Source organism: Cupriavidus sp. H39 (assembly GCF_050271075.1).
Taxonomy (GTDB): Bacteria; Pseudomonadota; Gammaproteobacteria; order Burkholderiales; family Burkholderiaceae; genus Cupriavidus; species Cupriavidus necator_B.
Window position 1 is genome coordinate 3,549,555 of record NZ_CP189848.1, and the last position, 23,806, is coordinate 3,573,360.

A 23,806-nucleotide genomic window follows, 5' to 3' on the forward strand; every position below is an offset into this window, starting at 1 on the left:
CTTGCAGGATTGGACTCCGGGCTTGGTCGCGGAGTGCGGGCCAGTCCTGACAGATTTTTTTTGGTTGCGTCGAAATGACCCGGCACCTGCGCGCCGTGTGCCGCAAGCGCGGCACCGCTATCCGCCCTGGTATTGCTGGTACACCACCTGCGCCAGCGTCAGCAGCCGGGCGCGCTCCAGCGGCCCCGCCAACGCGAAGCCCAGGTCGCGGTCGATCCAGTAAAACGCCATCATCGGGTCGCGGCCCGGCGCCCGCCGCCGCGCACCCTCGCCCGTCACGCGCTCGACGCGGAAGCCGGTATCGGGCGTGCCCTCCGCCATGCGCCGCAGCTGCAGCGACAGGCGCGTGCCGTCGTCCGCTTCATACATCAGGATGGCCGACGGCCCTCCTTCGGCCACGCCCAGCCGGCCGCCGATCAGGTGGAAGCCTTGCGCGCGCAGGTCCGGCACCTGCAGCGCGGTGCCCAGGCGCCGGGACAGCCAGGCGACCAGGTGGGCCTCTTCCGTGGCCGCCACTTCCACCGGGTGGCGCATCTCCGGCGCGTAGACCGCGTGGGTGGCAAGGGCTTCGCGCGCAAAACGCTCGCCGGGCGCCAGCACCAGCGTGGCGCCGCCGAGGCGGTCGTGCGCCAGCCAGCCCAGCGTACCGCCCAAGGCCAGCAACGCCACCGAAGCGCAAGTGGCCGCCAGTGCCATGGTCCAGCGCGGCCTGGGACGGGCCCCGTCGCGCCGGCCTGCGCGGCTGCGATTGCGCCCCTGCCCACCGTGCAAACCCGGCGGCAAGGCCGACAGGGGCACCGGCTCATTGAGTACGGGGTCGAGCGCGCCGTGCAGCGCCTCGGCCTGCCGGCGCCAGGCGGCGACCTGAGCCGCCGCGTCAGTGTGCTGCGCCAGGTAGGCCTCGACGGCGGCGCGGCGCGCGCCGGCCAACTGGCCATCGGCGTAGGCGTGGAGATCGGCTTCCTGGATGCCCGGCATCATTTCACCCGTTGCAGCGGATTGGCGGCCGTGGGGGTCCGGGTCGGCGCCGCGCCGTCAAGCAGCCGCCGCATCTGTTCGCGGGCCCGCGCCAGCCGTGACATCACCGTACCTTGCGGGATGTCGAGCACGCGCGCGGCCTCGGCGTAGGTCAATTGTTCCAGGCTGACCAGCAGCAGCACGGCGCGCTGCGGCTCGGGCAACTGCGCCAGCGCCTGCGACAGGTCGCGGCGCAGTCCGGGGTCTTCGGCGGGGCCGCTGACCTCGGGCAGGGTGTCGGTGGCCACCACCAGCTCCTTCCTGCGCAAGGCGTTCAGGCGCAGGCGGTGCATCAATGTCAGCAGCCACGGCAGCAGGCCGTCGGCGCCGTCGCCCCACCAGGCACCGGGGCGCAGGCGGAAGCGCCAGCGGTAGCGCAGCGCGCGCTCGAGCGTGTCCTGCACCAGGTCGTCGGCCAGCGCCGCATCGCCGGTGAGGCCGCGCGCATGGCGCCGCAGCCGCGGCGCCAGCGCGACGAGCTGGCCGTCAAACCCTTCCATGCCGTGGTGGCTGTCGCGACGGTGGTGGCGGCTGCCGCGGCGTCAGGGCTTGGCCACGTGCCAGACGTTGTTGACGTTGTCGCCGGTGCGGTCGCCCGGCTTGGCGTCCTTGGCGAAGCGGTACAGCGGCTGCCCGCGGTAGGCCCACTGCTTGCCGCCGTCATCGCGGGTGATGATGGTGTACTGGCCCGAGCCGCTGGTGCCCGGGGCGGCCATCAGCGGCGGCCAGTTGGTGGCGCAGGGGCCGTTGCAGGCGCTCTTGCCGCTGCCGGCGGTGTCGCGGTCAAAGGTGTACAGCGTCAGGCCCTGCGGGTCGGTCAGCACACCATTGGTCACCTTCACCGTGGGCGGCAGATTGCCGGCGCTACCGCCGCCCATGCCCATGCCGGCACAACCGGCGAGCAGGACGGCCGCGCAGCCAAGCGCGAGCGCACCGGGACGAACGAGGGATGCCGCAGCGTTACGACGCAGACTTGCCATGATCTTGTTCTCCATGCAAACCGGTACCGCCAGCCGGCACCGTTCCTCAAGTAAACACCGGATGTGATCTCTTTATTCCCGCAGCGCCCAAAAAAATTGAAAAAAGTCGAAAAAAAACCTGCCCGGGGGCAGGTTTTTGCATTGCAGCATGCAGGCCTCAGAGTTCGCCGTAGCTGTGAAGCCCCGACAGGAACATGTTGACACCCAGAAACGCAAAGGTCGTCACCAGCAGGCCGACCAGGGCCCACCAGGCCGCCACGGTGCCGCGCAGCCCCTTCATCAGGCGCATATGTAGCCAGGCTGCATAGTTCAGCCACACGATCAGTGCCCACGTCTCCTTAGGATCCCAGCTCCAGTAGCCGCCCCAGGCCTCGGCGGCCCACAGCGCGCCGAGGATGGTGGCGATGGTGAAGAAGGCAAAGCCGACCGCGATCGCCTTGTACATCACGTCGTCGAGCAACTCCAGCGACGGCAGGCGCTCGGCCAGGACGCCGCGCTGCTTGAGCAGGTAGGCAACCGCAACCATCGCCGCCAGGGCAAAGGTGCCATAGCCGATAAAGTTGGCCGGCACATGGATCTTCATCCACCAGCTTTGCAGCGCGGGCACCAGCGGCTGGATCTCCTGCGCATTGCGGCTGACCGTGTACCACAGCAGGAAGCCAACCGCGGCCGACACCACCAGCATCACGAACGGGCCCAGCGCGCGGGTGGCGTAGCGGCCTTCGTAGTACAGGTAGAACATCGAAGTGATCAGCGTGAACAGCACGAACACTTCGTACAGGTTCGAGATGGGGATATGACCGATGTCAGTGCCGATCAGGTACGACTCGTACCAGCGCACCAGCATGCCGGTGAAGCCCAGCACCACCGCGCCCCAGCACAGCTTGCTGCCGAGGCTGTAGCCCGTGCCCGAGCGCGTGGCCAGCCCGACCCAGTAAAACAGCGTGGACAGGAACACCAGCGCGCTCATCCACAGGATGGCTGACTGGCTCGACAGGAAGTACTTGAGGAAGAAGGCCTGGTCGGCGCGCGCGAGCTGGCCCTGGTAGAGCCGGATCGCAAACAGCGACAGTACCGCCAGCGCCACCATCAGCGGCCGCACCGGCTTCCAGTGCCAGCCGAGCAGCGCGAAGGTCGGCACGGCACCGATCAGCACCGCCTTGTCGTAGCCGTCCATCCATTGCCCGTATTGCGCCAGCGCCACGCCGGCGCCCGCAGCAAGTGCCAGCGCGAACAGCCAGTCCACCCAGCTCAGGCGGCGCAGGAAGGAAGGTTCGAGGTAGGCCTCGTCGGCGCCGGTATCGGCGCGCGGGGTGCCGCGCATGGCGGGACCGGCCTGGTTCACGTTTGAGGACATAGCGTACCTGCTCGATTCAGTGGGGAGTGCCGGCGGGCTCGTGGGTGGCGCTGCGGCCCCCCGCGGCGCGGCCGATGTCGTCGCGCAGCGCGGTGAATTCCTTTTCGAAATCCATGGTGCGGCGCTGGGTCGACATCGCCATCAGCACGTGGCTGCCGGCATCGGTGTCGCCCGTGGTGGGCTGGTCTTTCACCCAGATCCAGACCCGGCGCTCGCGGATATAGAACATCGCGAACACCCCCAGCACCAGCAGCAGACAGCCAAGATACACGATGTTCTTGCCCGGCGCACGAGTCAACTGGAACACGCTGGCCTTGATTTCCTGGAAGTCGTCGAGCTGCAGGAACACCGGTGCGCCGTAGAAGAAACTATCCGACAACGCGTTGATGGCCTGCTGCAGGAAGGCGCCGCTCTGCGCACTGTTGGCCACCACCGGCAGCTTGTCCTGCGCACGCGCGAGTTGCCACAGTTCCCACATCGAGCCGTTCAGGATCTTCAGCAGCACGTCGGCGGCCTTCTGCTGCTCTGCCGGGGGCACCGACTTTTCCAGGAAGGCGGCGATGGCGGTGAAGCCGCCCGGCGGCGAATCCGGCGTGGGGCGCGTGGCACCTGCGAACAGATCGAGCGCGCGCAGCGCGCTTTCGGCCAGCTGCCGGCGCAGTTCGGCCTTGTCGTCGCCCGGCATCGACGCCAGCGCAAAGCGGCGCGCGGCCTCGCCACGCAAGGCGCGGTCCTGCAACGCGGCGCGCAGGCGCATCCAGTCGGCCACGCTGCCCTGGTCGTCGGCGGGAATGCGCAGGTAGCGGAACGGCTCGCTCGGCGACTCGCGCATGCCGGCCAGGAACACCGACTGGCCATCCATCTGCACCGGCACCATGTAGTTGTTGTACTCGCGCGCCTGTCCGGTGCGATCGCGCAGCTTGTACTGCACCGACGGGCCGACATTGCGCAGGGTCTTGGCGCGGTCGGTGCTGGCGGCGGCGCCCAGATGCTTTTCGAGCGTCTCGTTGAAGGACTTGCGCGCCACGCCGCGCGCATCGGGCTTGCCCGAGGCGTCGGTGACGTTTTCGATATTCATCAGCCGGAAGTCGCTGAACTCTACCGTCAGGCCATCGCTGTCCGCGCTGGTGCCGGTGCCGGCCAGCGGCTTGTTGCCGCCCACCGCGCCGTCGATGGCGAAGGTGGCATGGCCGCTGCCCTGCATCGGGTAGCCGACGAACTTCAGGCGCGAGCCGCCGTCCTCGAAGCTGGACTGGTAGATGGCGATGCCATCGACGATCAGCGGCTCGTTCACCTTGATGGTGGCCTCGGTGCGCTTGCCGGTGGCGCGGTCGGTCACGACCACGTCCGAGGCAAACAGCTTGGGCATGCCGGTCTCGTAGAAGTCGACCTTGAACTTCTTGAGCGTGATCGCGAACGGCAGGTCCTGCACCAGCGCCCCATCGGCAATATTGAGGATGGCGGTGGATACGGTCGAGCCCTCGGGCACATAGGCGTTGCCGCGGAAGCCGGGGTTGTTCACCGACAGCCGGTGCTGCGGCGGGATCTCGCTGATCACCGCGTTGCCGCGGATCGGGGTCTTGCCGCCCAGCCACATCTGCGCGCGGATCAGCAGGTCGCCGTCGAGCAGGCCGCCGATGCAGATCACCACGATGGCGCTGTGCGCCAGGATATACCCGGCCTTGTTGGCGGCGCCGGCCTTGGCGGCCAGCAGCGTGGCGCCGTCATGTTCGACCGCCTTGATGCGGTAGCCGCGGTTGCGCAGCAAGGCCAACAGGCGGCCCACCGCCTCGGCGCGCGGACGGGCGCCATCGAACTCGCCGCGATGATGGAAGGCGCGCAGGCTGCGCTCGCGCACATGGTCTTTCCACGAGCGCATGTCGGCAATCATCTTGGGCGCGTTGCGCACCAGGCACAGGCTGGTGGACACCACCAGGAAGGCCAGGATCAGCAGGAACCACCATGATCCGTAGACCTTCTGCAGCGACAGCGTATGGAATACCTCGGCCCAGAACGGCCCGAACTGGTTGACGTAGTTCGGATACGGCTCGTTCTGCTTGAGCACGGTGCCGATCACGCTGGCGATGGAGATCACCGTCAGCAGCGCGATCGCAAAGCGCATCGAGGACAACAATTCGACCGCGTCGCGCAGCACGCGGTGAGAGGTCTTCAGGTGCAGCCCTGAAGTGGAAGCGGTCGACATGTGCAGTGAAACCTAAAACAGCGTACGGCCTGGAAATGAATAAAGGGTGGACATGCTTTGGCAAGCAGGCCACCCTTTTCGATTGTGACAAGCGCGTTCGGTTGCATGCTCTGGCACGCCGGCAGGCGGCGGCCGCTCAACCGATGCGCCGGCGCGCGCAGGCGCCAGCGTCGCGGAATCCCGGATCGTCAGCGAACCCCGGCGACGTAGTCCGCCACCGCCTTGATCTCGGCATCCGACATCTTGGCGGCGATGGTCGTCATGACCGGGTTGTTCTTGCGGGTGCCCTGGCGGAATGCCACCAGTTGTGCCTCGGTATAGTCGGCCCACTGGCCGCCGATGCGCGGATACTGCGCCGGAATGCCTGCGCCGGCGGGGCCGTGGCAGGCGGCGCAGGCCGGCACGCCCTTGGCGGCGATGCCGCCGCGGTAGATCTTCTGGCCGGCTTCGATGCTGTCCTTGTTCTTGGCGGTGGCCGGCTTGAGCGACTGCTTGGCCAGGTAGGCGCCGACGTTGCGCATTTCCTCGTCGGTCAGCACCGATGCCATCGGCACCATGATCGCGTTGTTGCGGGCCTTGGCCTTGAAGTCGGCCAGCTGCTTGTGGACGTACTCGGGATGCTGCGCGGCCAGCTTCGGGTTGGCCGCGGCCGCGCTGTTGCCGGCGGCACCGTGGCAGCTCAGGCAGGCGGGCACATTGCGATCGGGGGCACCTTGCGTGTACAGCGTTTCGCCCTTGGCGGGGTCCGCCTTTGCGGCGGCCTGCTCTGCGGCAGATGCCAGTCCGGAAAGGGCGGCGGCAGGAACGGCCAGAGCCAGTACACCCAGAATCTTCGCAATGCGGTTCATTCGCACACCTTCTCTGAATTGTTTTGGATATCGTGATGCGTGCCGGTCCGGCGCTTTGCCGGCGGTGAGGACGCGCCGGTGCAAAAGGCTGGGAGTCGTGGCGACCCGCGTGCGGCTGACCGATCCGCTCAACGCTGGTCGTGGCGGCAGACCCCGCCAGCCCGCTCCCGCAGCCGCCGCACCGTCCGGTGCAACGCGCAATGCAGGGCAAGGCCTTGCCCACGATGGAACGACACACTAGGCTTCCCGCCCGGACGACGGCAGCCGAGGCACGCGGCATGGATGCCACGCGTCACCCGCTCAGGAGACCGTAAACCGGCGTATTGTACAATAAGTTATGTGCCGGATTGATGCCTTGCGCCTTGCCATGCCCGCTTAGGGCTGCGCCAGATCAACCCCGGCGGGCGGCCCAGGCCGCAGCCATCCCACCCTGGCGAGACCCCGGCCCCGGCACGCACCCCGCGCTGCCTCCGCGGCCCCGCCCCACCGCTCTAGCGCATGTCCCTTCTTCACCAGGCCCGCTTCTTCATCACCGTGAACCACCTGCGCGACCTGCCCGCCACGGCCGTGCCCGAAGTCGCCTTCGCCGGCCGCTCCAACGCCGGCAAGTCCACCGCCATCAACATCCTGTGCAACCAGAAGCGGCTGGCGTTCTCGTCGCGCACACCGGGGCGCACGCAACACATCAACTATTTCTCGGTGGCGCCGGTCAAGGCGCCCGATCCGCTAGCGTTCCTGGTCGACCTGCCGGGCTACGGCTATGCCGAGGTCTCGGGCTCGGCCAAGTACCACTGGCAGGGCCTGCTCAGCGATTACGTGCAGACCCGCCAGCAGCTGGCCGGCCTGATCCTGATGATGGACGCGCGCCGGCCGTTCACGGATCTCGATTGCCAGATGGTGGAGTGGTTCCTGCCCACGGGCCGGCCCATCCACGTGCTGCTGACCAAGGCCGACAAGCTCACCAACAGCGACAACGCCAAGGCCCTGCGTGAAACGCGCAAGATGCTGCAAGGCTATGCCGAACAGATGGAGACACCGGTGCCGATGACGGCGCAGCTGTTCTCCAGCCTGAAGCGCCGCGGCATCGAAGAGGCCCAGGGCGTGATCGCCGGCTGGCTCAACCTGCCGGAAGCGCAGAAGTTGGAACGCCCGTCCACCGCTGGCAACACCGTGCCTCCGGCGTCCGATCCGGCCGCGTGATCTGACCGCGAGCGCGCAAAAAAAAGCCCCGTCGCAAGCAACGGGGACAAACTTCCCGCCGCTGGGGCGGGTACCCGCTCAGGGAGGAGTAGCGGGGGACACCGCGCCACGCAGCGCGCAACGCAAAGTGTCCGCGAGTATGATGGCGGGCACGCACAAAAGTTTAGTTTTTCTTCGGCCAGCCGCATGACGCTGCGCGCGCCGTGCTTGCCGGCCCTGCATTTCGTCCTCTTCCGTCAAGAAGCCGCCATGTCCACCTTCCCCGAGTTCCGCCCGCGCCGCATGCGCCGCGATGATTTCTCCCGCCGCATGATGCGCGAGCATCGCCTGTCCCCGGACAACCTGATCTACCCGGTCTTTATCCTCGACGGCCAGAACCAGCGCCAGGCTGTCGCGTCGATGCCAGGCGTGGAGCGCGTGTCGGTCGACCTGCTGATGCCGGTGGCCGAAGACTGCGTCAAGCTCGGCATCCCGGTGCTGGCGCTGTTCCCGGTGATCGACCCGTCGCTGAAGACGCCCGACGGCAGCGAGGCCACCAATCCCCAGGGGCTGGTGCCGCGCGCCGTGCGCGCGCTCAAGGACCGCTTCCCCGAACTCGGCGTGCTGTGCGACGTGGCGCTCGACCCGTACACCAGCCATGGCCAGGACGGCGTGCTCGATGACAACGGCTACGTGATCAACGACGTGACCGTGGAGATCCTGGTGCGCCAGGCGCTGGCGCAGGCCGAGGCCGGCGTCGACATCGTCGCCCCGTCCGACATGATGGACGGCCGCATCGGCGCCGTGCGCGCCGCGCTGGAAGACAACGGCCACATCCATACCCGCATCATGGCGTACTCGGCCAAGTACGCGTCGGCGTTCTACGGCCCCTTCCGCGACGCGGTGGGCTCGGCCGCCAACCTGGGCAAGGGCAACAAGATGACCTACCAGATGGACCCGGCCAACACCGACGAGGCGCTGCGCGAAGTGGCGCAGGACATCCTGGAAGGCGCCGACATGGTGATGGTCAAGCCCGGCATGCCTTACCTGGACATCGTGCGCCGGGTCAAGGACGAGTTCCGCTTCCCGACCTACGTGTACCAGGTCAGCGGCGAGTACGCGATGCTCAAGGCCGCCGCGCAGAACGGCTGGCTCGACCACGACAAGGTGATGATGGAATCGCTGCTGGCCTTCCGCCGCGCTGGCGCCGACGGCATCCTGACCTATTTCGCCCGCGACGCCGCCCGGTTGCTGAAGGCCTGAGCGGCCCACTGGCAGCGCGCCCATGGAATTGCTTGGTTTCTCCGCCAGCCAGGTCCACCCGCTCGCGTCGCTCACCGACGCGGCCAGCTTCCTCGGCGGCAATGCCGCGTCGCTGTTCGTGTGGGCGGACTTCTCCACCGAAGAGGTCACCGCGGCGCCCGACACCTGGCGCGAGCAGGTGCGCCAGCTTGCCGGCGCGCCCATCCTCGACCTGCACCTGGCCGACGCCACCAACGCCGCGCATCCGTCGTACTTCGATACGACCAACGCGTACGACATGGTGATCTTCCGCAAGCTGACCTTCGAGACCAGCCGCGCCATTGCCGAGGCTGAACCGCAGGAAGCCTCTGCCGGCGCCGCGAAGGCGCCCGTGACCGAAACAGCGGCCCGCCAGAAGCGGCATCCGCCGGGCTTCCTGCCGGCGTTGGCCAAGATCGACACCCAGCCGGTCACGTTCTTCATGTTCGATACGGTGCTGGTCACGGTGCGCTCGGGTCCGTCGCGCACCATCGACCAGGTGCGGCAGCGCCTGCTCGAGCTATGCCAGGCCCCGCGTCCGCAGGCCGCGCCCGGGCGCGGCAACGGCCAGCCGCTGCTGCACGGCATCCGTCCGCCGAGCCGGCCCGAGGACCTCATGCTGCGGCTGCTCAACGCCATGGTCGACCGCTACCTGGAACTGCGCGCGCCGCTGACGCGCCAGCTTGACCGCTGGCAGCGCGCACTGCTGAACTCGCGCCGCAGCTTCTCCAGCTGGGAAGGCCTGCTCGATGCGCGGATCCAGCTGCGCAAGCTCGAACACCTGAGCGAAGAGCAGCGCGACGCGCTGCAGGAATTCCGCGACAGCCTGCTCGACAACCGCTACAGCAGCGACCAGCCCGGCGGCGCGGCCAATGCGCCGGGGCGCGACGAGGTGCTGCTGGTGCGCATCAACGACGTGATGGAGCATATCCAGCGGGTACTGGCGCATGCGCGCCGGCTGGAGGATTCGATCGAGTCGGCGGTGCAGATCCACTTCTCGGCGGTGGCGCACCGGACCAACCGCACCATGCGCGCGCTGACGCTGATCACGGCGCTGTTCATGCCGCTGACGCTGATCACCGGCGTCTTCGGCATGAACTTCGACCGCATGCCGTGGCTGCGCGAGCCTCACGGCTTCTGGTGGTCGATCGGGCTGATGGGTGCCGTGGTGGTGGTATTGGCCGCGCTCTGGGGGCTGGCGCGGCAACTGGAACGCTAGCCGCAGGAGTGGGTACGGCTCAGGTGCGCGTGCGTTCGCCGAAAGCGCGCTCCAGGCTTTCCAGGAAACGGTTGGCCGACTGGTAGCCGATCACGCGCACCGGGCGCTCGCGCCCGTCGGCACCGAACAGGATGATGCCGGGCGGACCGAACAGGCCAAAACGCTTGAGCAGCGCCTTGTCGTCGGCATTGTTGGCGGTCACGTCCGCTTGCAGCAGCACGATCTCCGACAGCCGCGCGCGCACGCGCGGATCGACGAAGGTCATGCGCTCCATCTCCTTGCAGCTGACGCACCAGTCGGCATAGAAATCCAGCAGCACGGGCTTGCCCGCGGCGGCAGCCTGCGCCACGCGGGCGTCGAGTTCGGCCACGCTGCGCACGCGCTCAAAGCGCACCGCCTGCGTGGCGCCGGCGGTTTCGCCGCCACCGCGCACCACGCTCAGGTGCGACAGTGGCTGCAGCGGATCGCGTCCGCCCGACGCCACGCCGATCAGCACGATCGCCGCGGCGATGGCAAACAGCACGCCCACGCCCTTGCCCACCCGCACCAGGTTGCGCGGATCCGGGCCCAGGCCGTCGAAGGCGCCGAGGAATACCGCCGCCATCAGCAGCAGCGCCGCCAGCAACAGCATCGTGGCCCAGGCCGGCAGCACCGGCCCCAGCATCCACAGCGCCACGCCCAGCAGCAAAAAGCCGAAGAAGCGCTTGGTCACCTCCATCCAGCGACCGGCGCGCGGCAGCAGGTTGCCCGCGCCCACGCCCACCAGCACCAGCGGCACGCCCATGCCTAGCGCCATCGCGAACAGCGCCGCGCCGCCGATCACGGCATCGCGGCTCTGCGCGATATAGGCCAGCGCACCCGCCAGCGGCGCTGTCACGCAAGGTCCGACGATCAGCGCCGAGATCGCGCCCATTGCGGCAGCGCCCGCCATCTGCCCGCCCTGGCGGCGGTTGGACGATTCAGTCAGCCGGGTCTGCCAGCGCTGCGGCAGTTGCAGCTCGTACAGCCCGAACATCGACAGCGCCAGCGCCACCATCAGTGCCGCGAACGCGCCCAGCACCCACGGCTTCTGCAATGCCGCCGACAGCCCTTCGCCCAGCAGCCCCGCGGCCACGCCGACCGCGGTGTACACCACCGCCATGCCCAGCACATAAGCCAGCGACACCAGCAGCGCGCGGCCGCGCGTGACGTGCTCGCCGACCACGATCGAGGACAGGATCGGCACCATCGGCAACACGCACGGCGTAAAGGTCAGCAGCAGGCCCAGCCCGAAGAACAGGGCGCCGATCAGCCCCAGATTACGGCTGGCCAGCGCGCCGGCGATGCGGTCGCTGTCGTCCGCGCGCAGTGCCGCGGGCGCGGCCTGCGGGGCGGGTGCCGGCTCCGCCGCCGGTGCGTCGCTGCGGCCGCGCTTGCCGAACAGGTCGGCCAGCGCGCTGCCGCCCACCTTGTAGACGCTTTCCATTGGCGGATAGCACAAGCCCTTGTCGGCGCAGCCCTGCGAGGTCACCGTCAGCGTCCATTTGCCGTCGGCCGGCGCCGCCTCGACCGGCACGCGGATGACCACGGTGTCGCGATAGGTCTCCATCTCCTTGCCGAAGGTCTCGTCGAATTTGACCTTGCCTTGCGGATAGGCCGGCGGGCCCAGCTTCACGTCAGCCGGCTGCGCGGCAAGGGCGAAGCGCTCGCGGTACATGTAGTAGCCCGGCGCAACCTCAAAGCGTACTTCGATGGTCTTGTCGTCCACCTGGCTGGCGGCAAAGCGAAAGGCCTGCTCGGGCGGCAGGAAGTCGTCCTCGGTGGCGGCGTGGAGCGTGCCCGCCAGGCACAGCCAGGCCAGCGCCGCCAGCAGCACTGCGGCAATATGCCGCGCCCAGATCTGCCCAGGCGTATCCGCCCGCCGTGCCAAACCGATGTTCATGAAGCCGATTCCTGTTTGCTTTGATCCTGAGGTGCTGCCGTACCCGGTGCTGCGCCGCCGGCATCGCCGCACGGCGCCGGCTGGCCGGCGGTCTCGCTGCGCACCCATTCCAGGTAGGGCCCATACCCCGCCGACACGGGCAGCGCGACCAACTCCGGCACGTCATAGGGGTGATGTTGCCGGATCACGGCCTCGAGCGCAGCGTAGCGGGCGCGCGTGGTCTTGATCAGCAGCGGCCATTCCTGCGCCTGTTCCAGCCTGCCCTGCCACCAGTACTCGGATTCGACCGGCGCCAGTCGGTTCACGCAGGCGGCGGCGCGCGCCTCCAGCACCGCCCGCGACAAGCGCGCTGCGGTATCGGCATCGGGTGCATTGGTGACGACGACGAGCACCTCGTCGGGATCGGACCCTTGGTCAGTATGGCGTTGCATCGACACTCTCCCCGCGGCCGGCCACCGCCGACCCGCACAAAACAAAAGAGCCAGGCGGATGCCTGGCTCGATTGTAAGCGGTGTGCCCTGAACCGTCGTGCGACGGTTCGGGGCAGGAAGCGCACTTATTCCGCGGCTTCTTCAGCCGGGGCTTCGGTGATTTCCGGACGATCCACCAGTTCGACCAGCGCCATCGGCGCATTGTCGCCCTGACGGAAACCGAACTTCAGGATGCGGGTGTAGCCGCCCGGACGGGTGGCGTAGCGCGGGCCCAGTTCGGTGAACAGCTTGGTGACCATGTCGCGGTCGCGCAGGCGGGCGAAGGCCAGGCGGCGGTTGGCAACGGTGTCCTTCTTTGCCAGCGTGATCAGCGGCTCGACGACCTTGCGCAGTTCCTTGGCCTTGGGCACGGTGGTCTTGATCAGCTCGTGCTGGAACAGCGAGTTGGACATGTTGCGCAGCATCGCGAGACGGTGCGACGAGGTGCGGTTCAGTTTCCGCAGACCATGACGGTGACGCATGATGATTCCTTTCAGTTAAGTGTTTGACCAGCTCTTCTATCGTCCGATGCGGCAGGACGCGGGCCGGTAGTCATACATGCCCCGGCCGCAGCCGGAGCGGTTGCTGCGATGCGGGACGGATGCCCCGCACCACAATTACTTCTCCAGACCTGCGGGCGGCCAGTTCTCGAGCTTCATGCCGAGGGTCAGGCCACGCGAGGCGAGGACTTCCTTGATCTCGTTGAGCGACTTGCGACCCAGGTTCGGGGTCTTGAGCAGTTCGTTCTCGGTACGCTGGATCAGGTCGCCGATGTAGTAGATGTTTTCGGCCTTCAGGCAGTTGGCCGAACGCACCGTCAGCTCCAGGTCGTCGACCGGGCGCAGCAGGATCGGGTCGATCTGCGGCGTGCGGCTCGATGCGGCTTCGGCCGCCGACTCGGTGCCTTCCAGCGCGGCGAACACCGAAAGCTGGTCAACCAGGATGCGGGCCGACTGGCGGATCGCTTCCTCGGGCGAGATCACGCCGTCGGTTTCGATGTTCATCACCAGCTTGTCCAGGTCGGTACGCTGCTCGACGCGGGCGGACTCAACGGCGTACGACACGCGGCGCACCGGCGAGAACGAAGCGTCCAGCACGATGCGGCCGATGACCTTGCCGGATTCGTCGCCGAACTTGCGCACGTTGCCCGGCACATAGCCACGGCCTTGCTCGACCTTGATCTGCATGTCCAGCTTGCCGCCGGCCGACAGATGGGCGATGACGTGGTTCGGGTTGATGATCTCGACGTCGTGCGGCAGCTCGATATCGGCGGCCGTGACCACACCTTCGCCATCCTTGCGCAGCGACACCGTGACTTCGTCGCGGTTGTGCAGCTTGAACACCACGCCCTTCAGGTTGAGCAGCAGGTTGACGACGTCTTCTTGAACGCCGTCGATGGTGGAATACTCGTGGACCACCCCAGCGATCGTGACTTCGGTCGGGGCATACCCGACCATCGACGACAGCAGCACGCGACGCAGGGCGTTACCGAGCGTATGGCCGTAGCCGCGCTCGAACGGCTCCATCACGACTTTGGCGTGATGGTCGCCCAGAGGCTCGACGGCGATGATTTTTGGCTTGAGGAGTGCTGTTTGCATTAGGTTGTCCTTTTCAATACCCTCGGCTCGTTACACCGATAAGGCTGACGTTTGGAACCTGGAAATCCCATCGTAACGATGGGCGAAGCCCGACGCGCGTGAAGCGCGTCGGGCTGAAGGAGAAGCTTTGCGACGAACGCAAGCTCTGGGCCGGCTGTTCGCGGATTAACGCGAGTACAGTTCGACGATCAGGCTTTCGTTGATGTCACCCGAGATATCGGCGCGATCCGGGACTTGCTTGAAGGTGCCTTCGAATTTCTTCGAATCCACGGCTACCCAGGTCGGGAAGCCCGACTGCTCGGCCAGCGACAGCGCTTCGGCGATACGGACCTGCTTCTTCGACTGCTCGCGGATGGTGACCACGTCGCCAACCTTGATCTGGGCCGACGGCACGTTCAGGGTCTGGCCGTTCACCAGGATCGCCTTGTGCGACACCAGCTGGCGCGCTTCAGCGCGGGTCGAGCCGAAGCCCATGCGATACACCACGTTGTCCAGGCGCGATTCCAGCAGTTGCAGCAGGTTTTCGCCGGTGTTGCCCTTGCGGCGGTCGGCTTCGGCGAAGTAGCGGCGGAACTGGCGCTCGAGCACGCCGTAGATGCGCTTGACCTTCTGCTTTTCGCGCAGCTGGTTGCCGTAGTCGGAGGTGCGGGCACCCGAGGTGCGGCCATGCTGGCCGGGCTTGCTGTCCAGCTTGCACTTGTCGGCCAGCGAGCGGCGGGCGCTCTTCAGGAACAGGTCGGTGCCTTCACGGCGGGAAAGTTTGGCCTTCGGGCCGGTATAACGTGCCACGTTGTCTTCCTTTGATCGATCACGACGCCTGTCAGGACGCGCCGTGAGTCCGTCAACGCAGTACTGCCCGGTATGCCGGGAGACCGTGACGGACGGTGGGCTTATTAAGCGCGCCCGTTGCCGGGTAGCGCTGCAAGCATTTACCAGTGCGTCGGCTCAGGAATGTGCAGAAAAAGACATTCCCTCGACGCAAAACGAAAACCTGCCGCATTAAAATGCAGCAGGTCAACGCGCGATACTACCATATCCGAAACCGGCAGGTAAACCCGCCGGATCCGGACAACGCTATCGCATCAGATGCGGCGGCGCTTCGGCGGACGGCAGCCGTTGTGCGGAATCGGCGTGACGTCTTCGATGATTGCGATCTTGATGCCCAGCGCGTTCAGTGCGCGGACAGCCGATTCACGGCCCGGGCCGGGGCCCTTGATGCGCACTTCCAGGTTCTTGATGCCCTGGTCTTGCGCCACGCGGCCGGCGTTCTCGGCAGCAACCTGGGCAGCGAACGGGGTCGACTTGCGCGAACCCTTGAAGCCCTGGCCACCGGCGGTCGCCCACGACAGGGCGTTGCCCTGGCGGTCGGTGATCGTGATGATGGTGTTGTTGAACGAGGCGTGGACGTGCGCAATGCCGTCGGCAACGTTCTTCTTGACCTTTTTACGCGCGCGAGCGGCGTTATTCGGACCTTTTGCCATTAGTTTCTTCCTCTGCCTTCGGCTTTACTTCTTCAGAGCCACGCCGGCCTTGCGCGGACCCTTGCGGGTACGGGCATTGGTGCGCGTACGCTGGCCGCGCATCGGCAGGCCCTTGCGGTGACGCATGCCGCGATAGCAACCAAGGTCCATCAGACGCTTGATGTTCATCGTGGTTTCACGACGCAGGTCACCCTCGACCGTAACCTTGCCCACTTCGTCACGAAGCTTTTCCAGGTCGGCGTCGGTCAGATCCTTGACCTTCTTGTCAAACGGTACACCGGTGGCCTCGCAAATCTTGCGAGCGCGCGAGCGGCCAACACCGTAAATGGCGGTCAGGCCGATTTCGGTGTGCTTGTGGTTCGGGATGTTAACCCCTGCGATACGTGCCATTCGTCAATCCTCTTTCCGATTAGCCTTGGCGTTGCTTGTGGCGGGGATCCGACGAGCAGATCACGCGCACGACACCGTTGCGCTTGATGATTTTGCAGTTGCGGCAAATGCGCTTAACAGAAGCCAGCACTTTCATGATTTTTCCTCTTCCTTCAATTCCTGTTCGCTCACTTCGTCCGGAAGACGATTCGTGCGCGCGACAGATCATATGGGGTCAGCTCGACCGTCACCTTGTCACCCGGAAGAATCCGGATGTAGTTCATTCGCATCTTGCCGGAGATATGGCCCAGCACTACATGGCCATTCTCCAGCTTGACCCGGAACGTCGCATTGGGCAGGTTTTCCAGGACCTCGCCCTGCATCTGGATGACGTCGTCTTTAGCCATACCTAGCCTGTACCGATCCGAAGTCAGCGCAAGGTCAGATTGCCCTTGAAATTCGCCTTCTTCAGCAGCGACTCATACTGCTGCGACATGACATAGGACTGAACCTGGGCCATGAAGTCCATCGTGACGACCACGATGATCAGCAGGGAGGTTCCGCCGAAATAGAACGGAACGTTCCAGCGCAGCACCAGGAATTCCGGCAACAGGCAGACCAGTGTGATGTAGATCGCACCAGCCAGCGTCAGACGCACCAGGATCTTGTCGATATAGCGCGTCGTCTGCTCGCCCGGACGAATGCCCGGAATGAAGGCACCGCTTTTTTTCAGGTTGTCCGCCACTTCACGGCTGTTGTACACCAGGGCCGTATAGAAGAAGCAGAAAAATACAATCGCAGCAGCGTACAGCAGGATGTAGACCGGCTGGCCCGGCGACAGCGTGGCAGCCAGGTCCTTGACGAACCGGCCAACCGCGCCCGTCGACTGCGACGTGAACCAGCCTGCAATCGTCGCCGGGAACAGGATGATCGACGATGCGAAGATCGGCGGAATCACCCCTGCCATGTTCAGCTTCAGCGGCAGGTGCGACGACTGGCCGCCGTACACCTTGTTGCCGACCTGACGCTTGGCATAGTTCACCAGGATCTTGCGCTGGCCCCGCTCGACGAACACCACGGCGAAGGTCACACCGATCACGATCGCCACGATGAAGATCGCCGCGATGATGCTCATGGAACCCGTGCGGACCAGTTCAAACAGTCCGCCGATCGCGTTGGGCAGGCCCGCCGCGATACCGCCGAAGATGATGATCGAGATGCCGTTGCCCAGACCACGCTCGGTGATCTGCTCACCCAGCCACATCAGGAACATCGTGCCGGTCACCAGCGTGATCACCGCCGTGGCCCGGAACATCAGGCCAGGATCCAGCACCAGCCCAGGCTGCGACTCCAGCGCCACCGCAATCGACAGCGCCTGGAACGTGGCCAGGACCACGGTGCCGTAGCGCGTGTACTGCGTAATCTTGCGCTGCCCTGCCTGCCCTTCCTTCTTCAGCGACTCCAGCTGCGGCAGCACGATCGTCAGCAACTGCATGATGATCGACGCCGAGATGTACGGCATGATGCCGAGCGCGAAGACGGTAAAGCGCGACAGCGCCCCGCCCGAGAACAGGTTGAACATCCCGAGGATGCCACCCGACTGACTCTGGAAAAGCTTCGCAAGCTGCTCCGGATCGATACCGGGCACCGGAATATGAGCGCCGATGCGGTACACGATCAGGGCCAGCACCAGGAACATCAGCCGGCGCTTGAGGTCGCCGTACTTCGCCGTGTTCCTGGCTTGCGTGCTTGCATTGGGTTTCGCCGTGGCCAAACGATGCTCCGACTATGACTGCCTATGCTGCGATGAATGCCGTATCAGGCTGCGATCTGGCCGCCGGCGGCTTCGATCGCGGCCTTGGCGCCAGCGGTGGCGCCCAGACCCTTGATCGTTACCTTGCGGGTCAGCTCGCCGGCCTTGATGACCTTGGCGCTCTTGACCAGGTCGCCGACCAGGCCAGCCTGCTTCAGGACCAGCAGGTCGACTTCGGCCGCTTCCAGGCGCTCGATGTCACGCAGCGTGACTTCGGCGGTGAACGCCTTGGTCAGCGAGGTGAAGCCGCGCTTGGGCAGGCGACGATACAGCGGCATCTGGCCGCCTTCGAAGCCCACCTTGTGGAAGCCGCCCGAACGCGACTTCTGACCCTTGTGACCGCGACCGGCGGTCTTGCCCAGGCCGGAGCCGATACCGCGGCCGACGCGACGCTTGGCGTGCTTCGAACCGGCAGCCGGTTTCAGGTTGTTCAGTTGCATCTTGCTCTCCAAGTCCCGATCAGGCCAGAACCTTGACCAGGTACGAGACCTTGTTGATCATGCCGCGCACGGCGGGCGTGTCCTGCAGCTCCGACACCGAGTTGATGCGGCGCAGGCCCAGGCCACGAACGGTGGCGCGATGATCCTCGCGCGTGCCGATCAGGCTGCGCACGAGTTGCACTTTTACGGTTTTCTGCGACATTGCGTTCACCTTAACCCAGGATGTCTTCGACCGACTTGCCACGCTTGGCGGCGATTTCGCCCGGCGTGCTCATCTTCTGAAGGCCGTCCAGCGTGGCGCGAACCATGTTGTACGGGTTGGTGGAGCCGTGCGACTTGGTCACCACGTTGGTGACGCCCATCACTTCGAAGATCGCGCGCATCGGGCCGCCGGCGATCACGCCGGTACCTTCCTTGGCGGGCATCATCAGCACCTTGGCGGCGCCGTGCTTGCCAACGACTTCGTGTTGCAGCGTGCCGTTCTTCAGCGAGACCTTGACCATCTTGCGACGGGCTTCGTCCATTGCCTTCTGAACGGCGACGGGCACTTCCTTGGCCTTGCCCTTGCCCATGCCGATGCGGCCATCGCCGTCACCAACCACGGTCAGCGCTGCGAAACCGAGAATCCGGCCACCCTTCACCACCTTGGTGACGCGGTTGACCGAGATCATCTTCTCGCGGAGGCCGTCGTCGCGTTCGTCCTGCTGGACTTTTGCTTGCATCTTTGCCATGACGTATCTCTCTTTGTGCGCTTAGAACTTGAGGCCGGCTTCGCGGGCAGCGTCAGCCAGTGCCTTCACGCGACCGTGGAAGCGGAAGCCGGCGCGATCGAACGCGACGGTTTCCACGCCGGCAGCCTTCGCCTTTTCGGCGATGCGCTTGCCGACCGCGGTCGCGGCAGCGGTGGTAGCACCATTGCCGGTCAGTTCCTTGCGGACGTCTGCCTCTGCGGTCGAAGCCGAAGCCAGCACCTTGGTGCCGCACTCCGAGAAGACCTGGGCGTAAATATGCGAATTCGTACGGAACACGGTCAGACGATTGACTTTCATCTCCGCGATCTTGGCGCGGGTCTGACGTGCACGGCGCAAACGAGCGTCTTTCTTGTTCATCATTGCACCCCTTACTTCTTCTTGGTTTCCTTCAGGATGACGCGCTCGTCGCTGTAACGCACACCCTTGCCCTTGTAAGGCTCAGGCGGGCGGTACGCGCGGACTTCCGCGGCAACCTGACCGACTTTCTGCTTGTCCGCACCCTTGATGATGATCTCGGTCTGCGTCGGCGTTGTCGCCGTCACGCCTTCCGGCATCTCATGGATCACGTCGTGCGAGAAACCAAGCTGGAGCTTCAGCGCAGCGCCTTGCAGCTGGGCACGATAGCCCACGCCGACGAGGTTCAGCTTGCGCTCGAAACCGGTGGTTACGCCCTTGACCATATTGGCCACCAGAGCACGCATGGTGCCCTGCAGAGCGTTTGCTTCACGCGATTCGTCAGCCGGAGCGAAGGTCAGCGTGTCGTTTTCGACATTGACCTTGACCAGGCTGTGAATCGGCTGCGACAGCGTACCGAGCGGGCCCTTCACGGAGAGCACGCCAGCCGCCACGTTCACTTCCGCGCCCTTGGGGAGCGCGATGGGAGCCTTACCTACACGGGACATGGTTCTCTCCTTAAGCGACGTAGCAGAGAACTTCGCCGCCCACGCCAGTGGCGCGAGCCTTGCGGTCGGTCATCAGACCCTGCGGGGTCGAGATGATTGCAACACCCAGGCCGTTCATCACTTGGGGGATGTCGCTGCGGCCCTTGTACACGCGCAGGCCGGGCTTCGAGACGCGCTCAATGCGCTCGATGACCGGACGGCCGGCGTAGTACTTGAGACCGATGCTCAGTTGTGCCTTGCCGCCATCTTCCTGGACGGCGTAGTCGTCGATGTAGCCTTCGTCCTTCAGGACCTTGGCGATTGCCACTTTCAGCTTCGACGACGGCATGACAACCGACGCTTTCTGCACGCCCTGGGCGTTGCGGATGCGCGTCAGCATATCGGCGATAGGATCGCTCATGCTCATACTGTTTCTCCTGTAGCCTGTGCGTAATTACCAGCTGGCTTTCGTCAGACCCGGGATTTCGCCCTTGAAGGCGATTTCGCGGATCTTGTTACGCGCCAGGCCAAACTTGCGGAAGGTACCGCGGGGACGACCGGTGATCGCGCAGCGGTTACGCTGGCGAGTCGGGTTCGCGTTGCGCGGGAGCTGTTGCAGCTCGAGACGCGCGCTGTAACGCTCTTCTTCCGACTTCTCTTGGTCGTCGATAATGGCCTTGAGGTTGGCGCGCTTGGCGGCATACTTCGCCACCAGCTTGGCGCGCTTCTTCTCACGTTCAATCAGAGCCAGTTTAGCCACGGTTACCCCTTAATTGCGGAACGGGAACTTGAACGCACCGAGGAGTGCCTTGGCTTCCTCGTCGTTCTTTGCCGTCGTCGTGATGCTGATGTTCAGACCACGCAGTGCGTCGATCTTGTCGTACTCGATTTCGGGGAAAATGATCTGCTCTTTCACACCGATGTTGTAGTTGCCACGACCGTCGAACGAACGGCCCGACACACCACGGAAGTCACGCACGCGCGGCAGGGCCACGGTGACGAAACGATCGAGGAATTCGAACATGCGCTCGCCGCGCAGGGTCACCATCGCACCGATGGGGTAGCCCTGGCGGATCTTGAAGCCGGCGATGGCCTTCTTGGCCTTCGTCACGACCGGCTTCTGGCCGGCGATCTTGGTCAGGTCGCCCACGGCGTTTTCAATGATCTTCTTGTCATTGATGGCTTCGCCAAGACCCATGTTCAGGGTGATCTTGGTGATGCGCGGCACTTCCATGACCGACTTGTAGCCGAACTGTTCGATCAGCTTCGGCACAACCTGTTCTTTGTAAAACTCTTGCAGACGTGCTGCCATGCTCAACTCCTATACGTGCCCAGAATCAAGCTGCCACGACGGCGCCGGTGGTCTTCAGCACGCGCACGCGCTTGCCGTCTTCCACCTTGATGCCGACGCGCGACGGCTTGCCATTGGCATCCACGAGCGCAACGTTGGAAATATGCAGCGGCATGACCTTGTCGACCACACCACCGGTAGTGCCCAGCATCGGGTTCGGGCGGGCATGCTTCTTGGCGATATTCACGCCTTGCACCGCAACCTTGTCGCCGAGGATGGCTTGCACGGTACCGCGCTTGCCCTTGTCCTTGCCGGTCAGCACGATGACTTCGTCGCCTTTGCGAATCTTGTTCATGGCGGCTCCTTACAGCACTTCCGGAGCGAGCGACACGATCTTCATGAAGCGCTCGGTACGGAGTTCACGAGTCACCGGCCCGAAGATACGGGTGCCGATCGGCTCGAGCTTGTTGTTCAGCAGGACGGCGGCGTTGCCGTCGAACTTGATCAGCGAACCGTCAGCGCGGCGCACGCCCTTGGCGGTACGCACGACGACGGCGTTGTAGATGTCGCCCTTCTTCACGCGACCGCGCGGCGCTGCGTCCTTGACGGTCACCTTGATGATGTCGCCAACGCTTGCGTAGCGGCGCTTGGAGCCACCCAGCACCTTGATGCACAGCACTTCGCGCGCACCAGTGTTATCGGCCACTTCGAGCCGGCTTTCTGTCTGAATCATGGTGTTTGTCTTCCCAACTTAATCCGTCAGGTGCGATAGCGCCCGTCGGTCAGTCTTGGTCCCGTCGGTTCCGGCCTTGCGCCAGCACCGTGTGGGTTGATCAACTTTGAAGTCGGTAGGAGCCTGGCAGCCCGACTCACGTCGAACCACTCGGCCCTGGCTCGCTCAACAGGCCCGCCCGGGTGGTACAGCTAAGGCGAACGCAGTAAAGCGGAAGTCCAGGATTATAGCTACATAATCCTGGACTTGCAAGTCAAGCTAAGAACTGTTGTTCTTAGATGACGCGTGCAGCCTCTACCAGCCGGGAAACCACCCAGGACTTGGTCCGCGACAGCGGACGGCCTTCCTGGATCTCGACCTTGTCGCCTTCCTTGTACTGGTTGGCTTCGTCGTGTGCGTGGTACTTCTTCGAACGCAGCACGTACTTGCCGTACAGAGGATGCTTGACGCGGTTTTCCACCAAGACCGTAACGGTCTTGTCCATCTTGTCACTCACGACACGGCCGACCAGGGTGCGGCGAAGCGACTTTTCCGTTTGTGCAGCTTCAGTCATTTCGCGTTTGCCTTTTGAGTCAGCACGGTTTGCACACGCGCGATGTCCTTGCGAACCTTCTTCAGCTGGCTGGTGTTCTGCAGCTGTTGGGTTGCCTTTTGCATGCGCAGGCTAAATTGGGCCTTCAGCAGCTCGGAGAGCTCCTGGTTCAGCCCGGCGGCGTCCTTGCCGCGAAGTTCGGATGCTTTCATTCCTGCTCTCCTTACGTCCCGACCTGGCGCACCACGAAATTGGTGGCGATCGGCAGCTTGGCTGCCGCAAGGCGGAATGCCTCACGGGCCAGGTCTTCGCTCACGCCATCCATTTCGTACAGCATCTTGCCCGGCTGGATTTCAGCCACGTAGTACTCCGGATTGCCCTTGCCGTTACCCATACGGACTTCGGCAGGCTTCTTCGAGATCGGCTTGTCCGGGAAGATCCGGATCCAGATGCGGCCGCCACGCTTGATGTGGCGGGTCATCGCACGACGTGCCGACTCGATCTGACGAGCCGTCAGGCGGCCACGGCCCATGGCCTTCAGGCCGAATTCGCCGAAAGACACGGCGTTACCACGGGTAGCCTTACCCGTGTTGCGGCCTTTCTGCTCCTTGCGGTATTTTCTGCGCTTAGGTTGCAGCATCGTTATTCTCCACTCTTCGCATCTGCGCCAGGCGCAGCGCGGCGGCCGGCACCGGCACCGCCGCGGCGGTTGCCACCCGGACGGCCTTCGCCTTCACGGCGGCGGCCTTCCGGACGACCCGGGCGACGACGACGGTCGTCTTGCGGCTCTTCCACCACCGGCGCGTCATTGCGGCCGAGGTGATCCCCCTTGTAGACCCACACCTTGACACCGATGATGCCGTAGGTGGTTTCTGCTTCGGAGAAGCCGTAGTCGATGTCGGCGCGCAGGGTGTGCAGGGGCACACGGCCTTCGCGGTACCACTCGGTACGTGCGATTTCGATACCGTTCAGACGGCCGGCGCTCATGATCTTGATACCCTGGGCGCCCAGGCGCATCGCGTTCTGCATGGCGCGCTTCATCGCGCGGCGGAACATGATGCGGCGCTCGAGCTGCTGGGTGATCGAATCGGCGATCAGCTGAGCATCGGTTTCCGGCTTGCGGATTTCCTCGATGTTCACGTGCACGGGCACGCCCATGCGACGCTGCAGTTCGGCCTTCAGCAGTTCGATGTCCTCACCCTTCTTGCCGATCACCACGCCCGGACGCGAGCTGTAAATGGTGATGCGGGCATTGCGGGCGGGGCGCTCGATCACGACGCGGCCAACCGATGCGTTCTTGAGCTTCTTCTTCAGGAAGTCGCGAACTTCGATGTCTTCCTTCAGCATGCCGGCGAACTTCGTGTTGCTGGCGTACCAGCGCGAAGCCCAGTTGCGGCTGACAGCCAGACGGAAGCCAGTCGGATGAATCTTCTGTCCCATC

33 protein-coding genes are annotated in these 23,806 nt (G+C 65.0%); 3 read left to right on the forward strand and 30 right to left on the reverse strand.

Translation table 11 applies throughout. The annotated features are described in order from the left end of the window. Positions 1-117: 117 nt before the first annotated feature. The 6 genes from ACOCMH_RS31820 to ACOCMH_RS31845 all read right to left on the reverse strand — a co-directional run bounded on the left by ACOCMH_RS31820 (position 118) and on the right by ACOCMH_RS31845 (position 6,405). Positions 118-981 carry an anti-sigma factor family protein gene (locus tag ACOCMH_RS31820; RefSeq protein ID WP_427311655.1) on the reverse strand — a complete coding sequence of 288 codons (864 nt, stop codon included), beginning with the start codon at positions 979-981 and terminating at the stop codon, positions 118-120. Then, complete coding sequence (locus tag ACOCMH_RS31825) at positions 978-1,517, reverse strand: RNA polymerase sigma factor (protein ID WP_427311657.1); 540 nt, start codon at positions 1,515-1,517, stop codon at positions 978-980. Before ACOCMH_RS31825 ends, ACOCMH_RS31820 begins: the two co-directional genes overlap by 4 nt. A 42-nt stretch (positions 1,518-1,559) precedes the next feature. Continuing rightward, positions 1,560-1,997 carry a COG4315 family predicted lipoprotein gene (locus tag ACOCMH_RS31830; protein WP_171516790.1) on the reverse strand — a complete coding sequence of 146 codons (438 nt, stop codon included), beginning with the start codon at positions 1,995-1,997 and terminating at the stop codon, positions 1,560-1,562. Between the two features lie 157 nt (positions 1,998-2,154). Further along, the gene (ccsB, locus tag ACOCMH_RS31835; protein WP_427313408.1) at positions 2,155-3,321 is read right to left on the reverse strand and encodes a c-type cytochrome biogenesis protein CcsB; all 1,167 of its coding nucleotides are present in this window, start codon (positions 3,319-3,321) and stop codon (positions 2,155-2,157) included. A 49-nt stretch (positions 3,322-3,370) separates the two neighbouring features. Beyond that, entirely contained in the window at positions 3,371-5,557 is a 2,187-nt protein-coding gene (locus tag ACOCMH_RS31840; RefSeq protein WP_427311659.1) for a cytochrome c biogenesis protein ResB, read from the reverse strand. 188 nt (positions 5,558-5,745) lie between these two features. Further along, positions 5,746-6,405 carry a c-type cytochrome gene (locus ACOCMH_RS31845; protein ID WP_171516792.1) on the reverse strand — a complete coding sequence of 220 codons (660 nt, stop codon included), beginning with the start codon at positions 6,403-6,405 and terminating at the stop codon, positions 5,746-5,748. Positions 6,406-6,903: 498 nt separating this feature from the next. Between ACOCMH_RS31845 and yihA the strand changes: the two genes are divergently transcribed. The 3 genes from yihA (at position 6,904) to ACOCMH_RS31860 (ending at position 10,084) form a co-directional block, all read left to right on the forward strand. Then, complete coding sequence (yihA, locus tag ACOCMH_RS31850; protein ID WP_427311662.1) at positions 6,904-7,605, forward strand: ribosome biogenesis GTP-binding protein YihA/YsxC; 702 nt, start codon at positions 6,904-6,906, stop codon at positions 7,603-7,605. Positions 7,606-7,854: 249 nt separating this feature from the next. Beyond that, complete coding sequence (hemB, locus tag ACOCMH_RS31855; protein ID WP_427311664.1) at positions 7,855-8,847, forward strand: porphobilinogen synthase; 993 nt, start codon at positions 7,855-7,857, stop codon at positions 8,845-8,847. A 22-nt stretch (positions 8,848-8,869) separates the two neighbouring features. Further along, positions 8,870-10,084, forward strand: coding sequence for a magnesium transporter CorA family protein (locus ACOCMH_RS31860; RefSeq protein WP_427311666.1), 1,215 nt, complete (start codon positions 8,870-8,872; stop codon positions 10,082-10,084). Between the two features lie 19 nt (positions 10,085-10,103). Here the strand turns inward: ACOCMH_RS31860 and dsbD are convergent, their stop codons facing one another. From dsbD to rpsC, 24 genes are all read right to left on the reverse strand, one after another. After that, entirely contained in the window at positions 10,104-12,005 is a 1,902-nt protein-coding gene (gene dsbD / locus ACOCMH_RS31865) for a protein-disulfide reductase DsbD (RefSeq protein ID WP_427311667.1), read from the reverse strand. Next, positions 12,002-12,436, reverse strand: coding sequence for a divalent-cation tolerance protein CutA (cutA, locus tag ACOCMH_RS31870; RefSeq protein ID WP_427311669.1), 435 nt, complete (start codon positions 12,434-12,436; stop codon positions 12,002-12,004). The genes dsbD and cutA overlap by 4 nt, the downstream gene beginning before the upstream one ends. A 125-nt stretch (positions 12,437-12,561) precedes the next feature. Continuing rightward, the gene (rplQ, locus tag ACOCMH_RS31875) at positions 12,562-12,957 is read right to left on the reverse strand and encodes a 50S ribosomal protein L17 (RefSeq protein ID WP_010812373.1); all 396 of its coding nucleotides are present in this window, start codon (positions 12,955-12,957) and stop codon (positions 12,562-12,564) included. Between the two features lie 135 nt (positions 12,958-13,092). Continuing rightward, positions 13,093-14,073 (reverse strand): DNA-directed RNA polymerase subunit alpha, encoded by a 981-nt coding sequence (locus ACOCMH_RS31880; protein ID WP_010812374.1) that lies wholly within the window; start codon positions 14,071-14,073, stop codon positions 13,093-13,095. 165 nt (positions 14,074-14,238) lie between these two features. Then, a complete protein-coding gene (gene rpsD / locus ACOCMH_RS31885) occupies positions 14,239-14,862 on the reverse strand; it encodes a 30S ribosomal protein S4 (protein WP_171516798.1) in 624 nt (207 codons plus the stop codon). 293 nt (positions 14,863-15,155) lie between these two features. Beyond that, positions 15,156-15,554: a 30S ribosomal protein S11 gene (gene rpsK / locus ACOCMH_RS31890; RefSeq protein ID WP_010812376.1), complete on the reverse strand. Its 399-nt coding sequence runs from the start codon at positions 15,552-15,554 to the stop codon at positions 15,156-15,158. 24 nt (positions 15,555-15,578) lie between these two features. Continuing rightward, on the reverse strand, positions 15,579-15,944 hold the full coding sequence (gene rpsM, locus ACOCMH_RS31895) for a 30S ribosomal protein S13 (RefSeq protein WP_010812377.1): 366 nt from the start codon (positions 15,942-15,944) through the stop codon (positions 15,579-15,581). A gap of 19 nt (positions 15,945-15,963) precedes the next feature. Next, positions 15,964-16,080: a 50S ribosomal protein L36 gene (rpmJ, locus tag ACOCMH_RS31900; protein WP_008642959.1), complete on the reverse strand. Its 117-nt coding sequence runs from the start codon at positions 16,078-16,080 to the stop codon at positions 15,964-15,966. A 31-nt stretch (positions 16,081-16,111) separates the two neighbouring features. Then, positions 16,112-16,330 carry a translation initiation factor IF-1 gene (gene infA, locus ACOCMH_RS31905; RefSeq protein WP_010812378.1) on the reverse strand — a complete coding sequence of 73 codons (219 nt, stop codon included), beginning with the start codon at positions 16,328-16,330 and terminating at the stop codon, positions 16,112-16,114. Between the two features lie 23 nt (positions 16,331-16,353). Next, entirely contained in the window at positions 16,354-17,697 is a 1,344-nt protein-coding gene (gene secY, locus ACOCMH_RS31910; protein ID WP_306853456.1) for a preprotein translocase subunit SecY, read from the reverse strand. A gap of 44 nt (positions 17,698-17,741) precedes the next feature. After that, positions 17,742-18,176 carry a 50S ribosomal protein L15 gene (gene rplO / locus ACOCMH_RS31915; protein WP_012354135.1) on the reverse strand — a complete coding sequence of 145 codons (435 nt, stop codon included), beginning with the start codon at positions 18,174-18,176 and terminating at the stop codon, positions 17,742-17,744. 19 nt (positions 18,177-18,195) lie between these two features. Beyond that, positions 18,196-18,378, reverse strand: coding sequence for a 50S ribosomal protein L30 (gene rpmD / locus ACOCMH_RS31920; RefSeq protein WP_010812381.1), 183 nt, complete (start codon positions 18,376-18,378; stop codon positions 18,196-18,198). Between the two features lie 10 nt (positions 18,379-18,388). Beyond that, a complete protein-coding gene (gene rpsE, locus ACOCMH_RS31925; protein ID WP_006160449.1) occupies positions 18,389-18,907 on the reverse strand; it encodes a 30S ribosomal protein S5 in 519 nt (172 codons plus the stop codon). A 21-nt stretch (positions 18,908-18,928) separates the two neighbouring features. After that, on the reverse strand, positions 18,929-19,285 hold the full coding sequence (gene rplR / locus ACOCMH_RS31930) for a 50S ribosomal protein L18 (RefSeq protein ID WP_026201241.1): 357 nt from the start codon (positions 19,283-19,285) through the stop codon (positions 18,929-18,931). 11 nt (positions 19,286-19,296) lie between these two features. After that, the gene (gene rplF / locus ACOCMH_RS31935) at positions 19,297-19,830 is read right to left on the reverse strand and encodes a 50S ribosomal protein L6 (protein ID WP_018313959.1); all 534 of its coding nucleotides are present in this window, start codon (positions 19,828-19,830) and stop codon (positions 19,297-19,299) included. 10 nt (positions 19,831-19,840) lie between these two features. Continuing rightward, positions 19,841-20,236, reverse strand: coding sequence for a 30S ribosomal protein S8 (rpsH, locus tag ACOCMH_RS31940; protein ID WP_010812384.1), 396 nt, complete (start codon positions 20,234-20,236; stop codon positions 19,841-19,843). A gap of 27 nt (positions 20,237-20,263) precedes the next feature. Next, positions 20,264-20,569 carry a 30S ribosomal protein S14 gene (gene rpsN, locus ACOCMH_RS31945; RefSeq protein ID WP_010812385.1) on the reverse strand — a complete coding sequence of 102 codons (306 nt, stop codon included), beginning with the start codon at positions 20,567-20,569 and terminating at the stop codon, positions 20,264-20,266. Between the two features lie 9 nt (positions 20,570-20,578). Continuing rightward, positions 20,579-21,121 (reverse strand): 50S ribosomal protein L5, encoded by a 543-nt coding sequence (gene rplE, locus ACOCMH_RS31950; protein ID WP_010812386.1) that lies wholly within the window; start codon positions 21,119-21,121, stop codon positions 20,579-20,581. A gap of 25 nt (positions 21,122-21,146) precedes the next feature. Continuing rightward, positions 21,147-21,455, reverse strand: a complete 309-nt coding sequence (gene rplX, locus ACOCMH_RS31955; RefSeq protein ID WP_340521724.1) for a 50S ribosomal protein L24 — start codon at positions 21,453-21,455, stop codon at positions 21,147-21,149. 9 nt (positions 21,456-21,464) lie between these two features. After that, on the reverse strand, positions 21,465-21,833 hold the full coding sequence (gene rplN, locus ACOCMH_RS31960; RefSeq protein ID WP_010812388.1) for a 50S ribosomal protein L14: 369 nt from the start codon (positions 21,831-21,833) through the stop codon (positions 21,465-21,467). 274 nt (positions 21,834-22,107) lie between these two features. Continuing rightward, entirely contained in the window at positions 22,108-22,386 is a 279-nt protein-coding gene (rpsQ, locus tag ACOCMH_RS31965; protein ID WP_010812389.1) for a 30S ribosomal protein S17, read from the reverse strand. Continuing rightward, entirely contained in the window at positions 22,383-22,577 is a 195-nt protein-coding gene (gene rpmC, locus ACOCMH_RS31970) for a 50S ribosomal protein L29 (protein WP_010812390.1), read from the reverse strand. The genes rpsQ and rpmC overlap by 4 nt, the downstream gene beginning before the upstream one ends. A gap of 11 nt (positions 22,578-22,588) precedes the next feature. Further along, positions 22,589-23,005 carry a 50S ribosomal protein L16 gene (gene rplP / locus ACOCMH_RS31975; RefSeq protein ID WP_010812391.1) on the reverse strand — a complete coding sequence of 139 codons (417 nt, stop codon included), beginning with the start codon at positions 23,003-23,005 and terminating at the stop codon, positions 22,589-22,591. Positions 23,006-23,007: 2 nt separating this feature from the next. Further along, positions 23,008-23,805: a 30S ribosomal protein S3 gene (rpsC, locus tag ACOCMH_RS31980; RefSeq protein WP_010812392.1), complete on the reverse strand. Its 798-nt coding sequence runs from the start codon at positions 23,803-23,805 to the stop codon at positions 23,008-23,010. Between the last annotated feature and the right edge of the window lies 1 nt (position 23,806).

Excerpts from the sequence above, each read along its gene's own strand:
- ACOCMH_RS31820 (WP_427311655.1), bottom strand. The coding sequence starts at position 981 with ATGATGCCGGGCATCCAGGAAGCCGATCTCCACGCCTACGCCGATGGC.
- ACOCMH_RS31825 (WP_427311657.1), bottom strand. The coding sequence starts at position 1,517 with ATGGAAGGGTTTGACGGCCAGCTCGTCGCGCTGGCGCCGCGGCTGCGG.
- ACOCMH_RS31830 (WP_171516790.1), bottom strand. The coding sequence starts at position 1,997 with ATGGCAAGTCTGCGTCGTAACGCTGCGGCATCCCTCGTTCGTCCCGGT.
- ccsB (WP_427313408.1), bottom strand. The coding sequence starts at position 3,321 with ATGCGCGGCACCCCGCGCGCCGATACCGGCGCCGACGAGGCCTACCTC.
- ACOCMH_RS31840 (WP_427311659.1), bottom strand. The coding sequence starts at position 5,557 with ATGTCGACCGCTTCCACTTCAGGGCTGCACCTGAAGACCTCTCACCGC.
- ACOCMH_RS31845 (WP_171516792.1), bottom strand. The coding sequence starts at position 6,405 with ATGAACCGCATTGCGAAGATTCTGGGTGTACTGGCTCTGGCCGTTCCT.
- yihA (WP_427311662.1), top strand. The coding sequence starts at position 6,904 with ATGTCCCTTCTTCACCAGGCCCGCTTCTTCATCACCGTGAACCACCTG.
- hemB (WP_427311664.1), top strand. The coding sequence starts at position 7,855 with ATGTCCACCTTCCCCGAGTTCCGCCCGCGCCGCATGCGCCGCGATGAT.
- ACOCMH_RS31860 (WP_427311666.1), top strand. The coding sequence starts at position 8,870 with ATGGAATTGCTTGGTTTCTCCGCCAGCCAGGTCCACCCGCTCGCGTCG.
- dsbD (WP_427311667.1), bottom strand. The coding sequence starts at position 12,005 with ATGAACATCGGTTTGGCACGGCGGGCGGATACGCCTGGGCAGATCTGG.
- cutA (WP_427311669.1), bottom strand. The coding sequence starts at position 12,436 with ATGCAACGCCATACTGACCAAGGGTCCGATCCCGACGAGGTGCTCGTC.
- rplQ (WP_010812373.1), bottom strand. The coding sequence starts at position 12,957 with ATGCGTCACCGTCATGGTCTGCGGAAACTGAACCGCACCTCGTCGCAC.
- ACOCMH_RS31880 (WP_010812374.1), bottom strand. The coding sequence starts at position 14,073 with ATGCAAACAGCACTCCTCAAGCCAAAAATCATCGCCGTCGAGCCTCTG.
- rpsK (WP_010812376.1), bottom strand. The coding sequence starts at position 15,554 with ATGGCAAAAGGTCCGAATAACGCCGCTCGCGCGCGTAAAAAGGTCAAG.
- rpsM (WP_010812377.1), bottom strand. The coding sequence starts at position 15,944 with ATGGCACGTATCGCAGGGGTTAACATCCCGAACCACAAGCACACCGAA.
- rpmJ (WP_008642959.1), bottom strand. The coding sequence starts at position 16,080 with ATGAAAGTGCTGGCTTCTGTTAAGCGCATTTGCCGCAACTGCAAAATC.
- infA (WP_010812378.1), bottom strand. The coding sequence starts at position 16,330 with ATGGCTAAAGACGACGTCATCCAGATGCAGGGCGAGGTCCTGGAAAAC.
- rplO (WP_012354135.1), bottom strand. The coding sequence starts at position 18,176 with ATGCAACTGAACAACCTGAAACCGGCTGCCGGTTCGAAGCACGCCAAG.
- rpmD (WP_010812381.1), bottom strand. The coding sequence starts at position 18,378 with ATGTCGCAGAAAACCGTAAAAGTGCAACTCGTGCGCAGCCTGATCGGC.
- rpsE (WP_006160449.1), bottom strand. The coding sequence starts at position 18,907 with ATGGCAAAGATGCAAGCAAAAGTCCAGCAGGACGAACGCGACGACGGC.
- rplR (WP_026201241.1), bottom strand. The coding sequence starts at position 19,285 with ATGAACAAGAAAGACGCTCGTTTGCGCCGTGCACGTCAGACCCGCGCC.
- rplF (WP_018313959.1), bottom strand. The coding sequence starts at position 19,830 with ATGTCCCGTGTAGGTAAGGCTCCCATCGCGCTCCCCAAGGGCGCGGAA.
- rpsH (WP_010812384.1), bottom strand. The coding sequence starts at position 20,236 with ATGAGCATGAGCGATCCTATCGCCGATATGCTGACGCGCATCCGCAAC.
- rplE (WP_010812386.1), bottom strand. The coding sequence starts at position 21,121 with ATGGCAGCACGTCTGCAAGAGTTTTACAAAGAACAGGTTGTGCCGAAG.
- rplX (WP_340521724.1), bottom strand. The coding sequence starts at position 21,455 with ATGAACAAGATTCGCAAAGGCGACGAAGTCATCGTGCTGACCGGCAAG.
- rplN (WP_010812388.1), bottom strand. The coding sequence starts at position 21,833 with ATGATTCAGACAGAAAGCCGGCTCGAAGTGGCCGATAACACTGGTGCG.
- rpsQ (WP_010812389.1), bottom strand. The coding sequence starts at position 22,386 with ATGACTGAAGCTGCACAAACGGAAAAGTCGCTTCGCCGCACCCTGGTC.
- rpmC (WP_010812390.1), bottom strand. The coding sequence starts at position 22,577 with ATGAAAGCATCCGAACTTCGCGGCAAGGACGCCGCCGGGCTGAACCAG.
- rplP (WP_010812391.1), bottom strand. The coding sequence starts at position 23,005 with ATGCTGCAACCTAAGCGCAGAAAATACCGCAAGGAGCAGAAAGGCCGC.
- rpsC (WP_010812392.1), bottom strand. The coding sequence starts at position 23,805 with ATGGGACAGAAGATTCATCCGACTGGCTTCCGTCTGGCTGTCAGCCGC.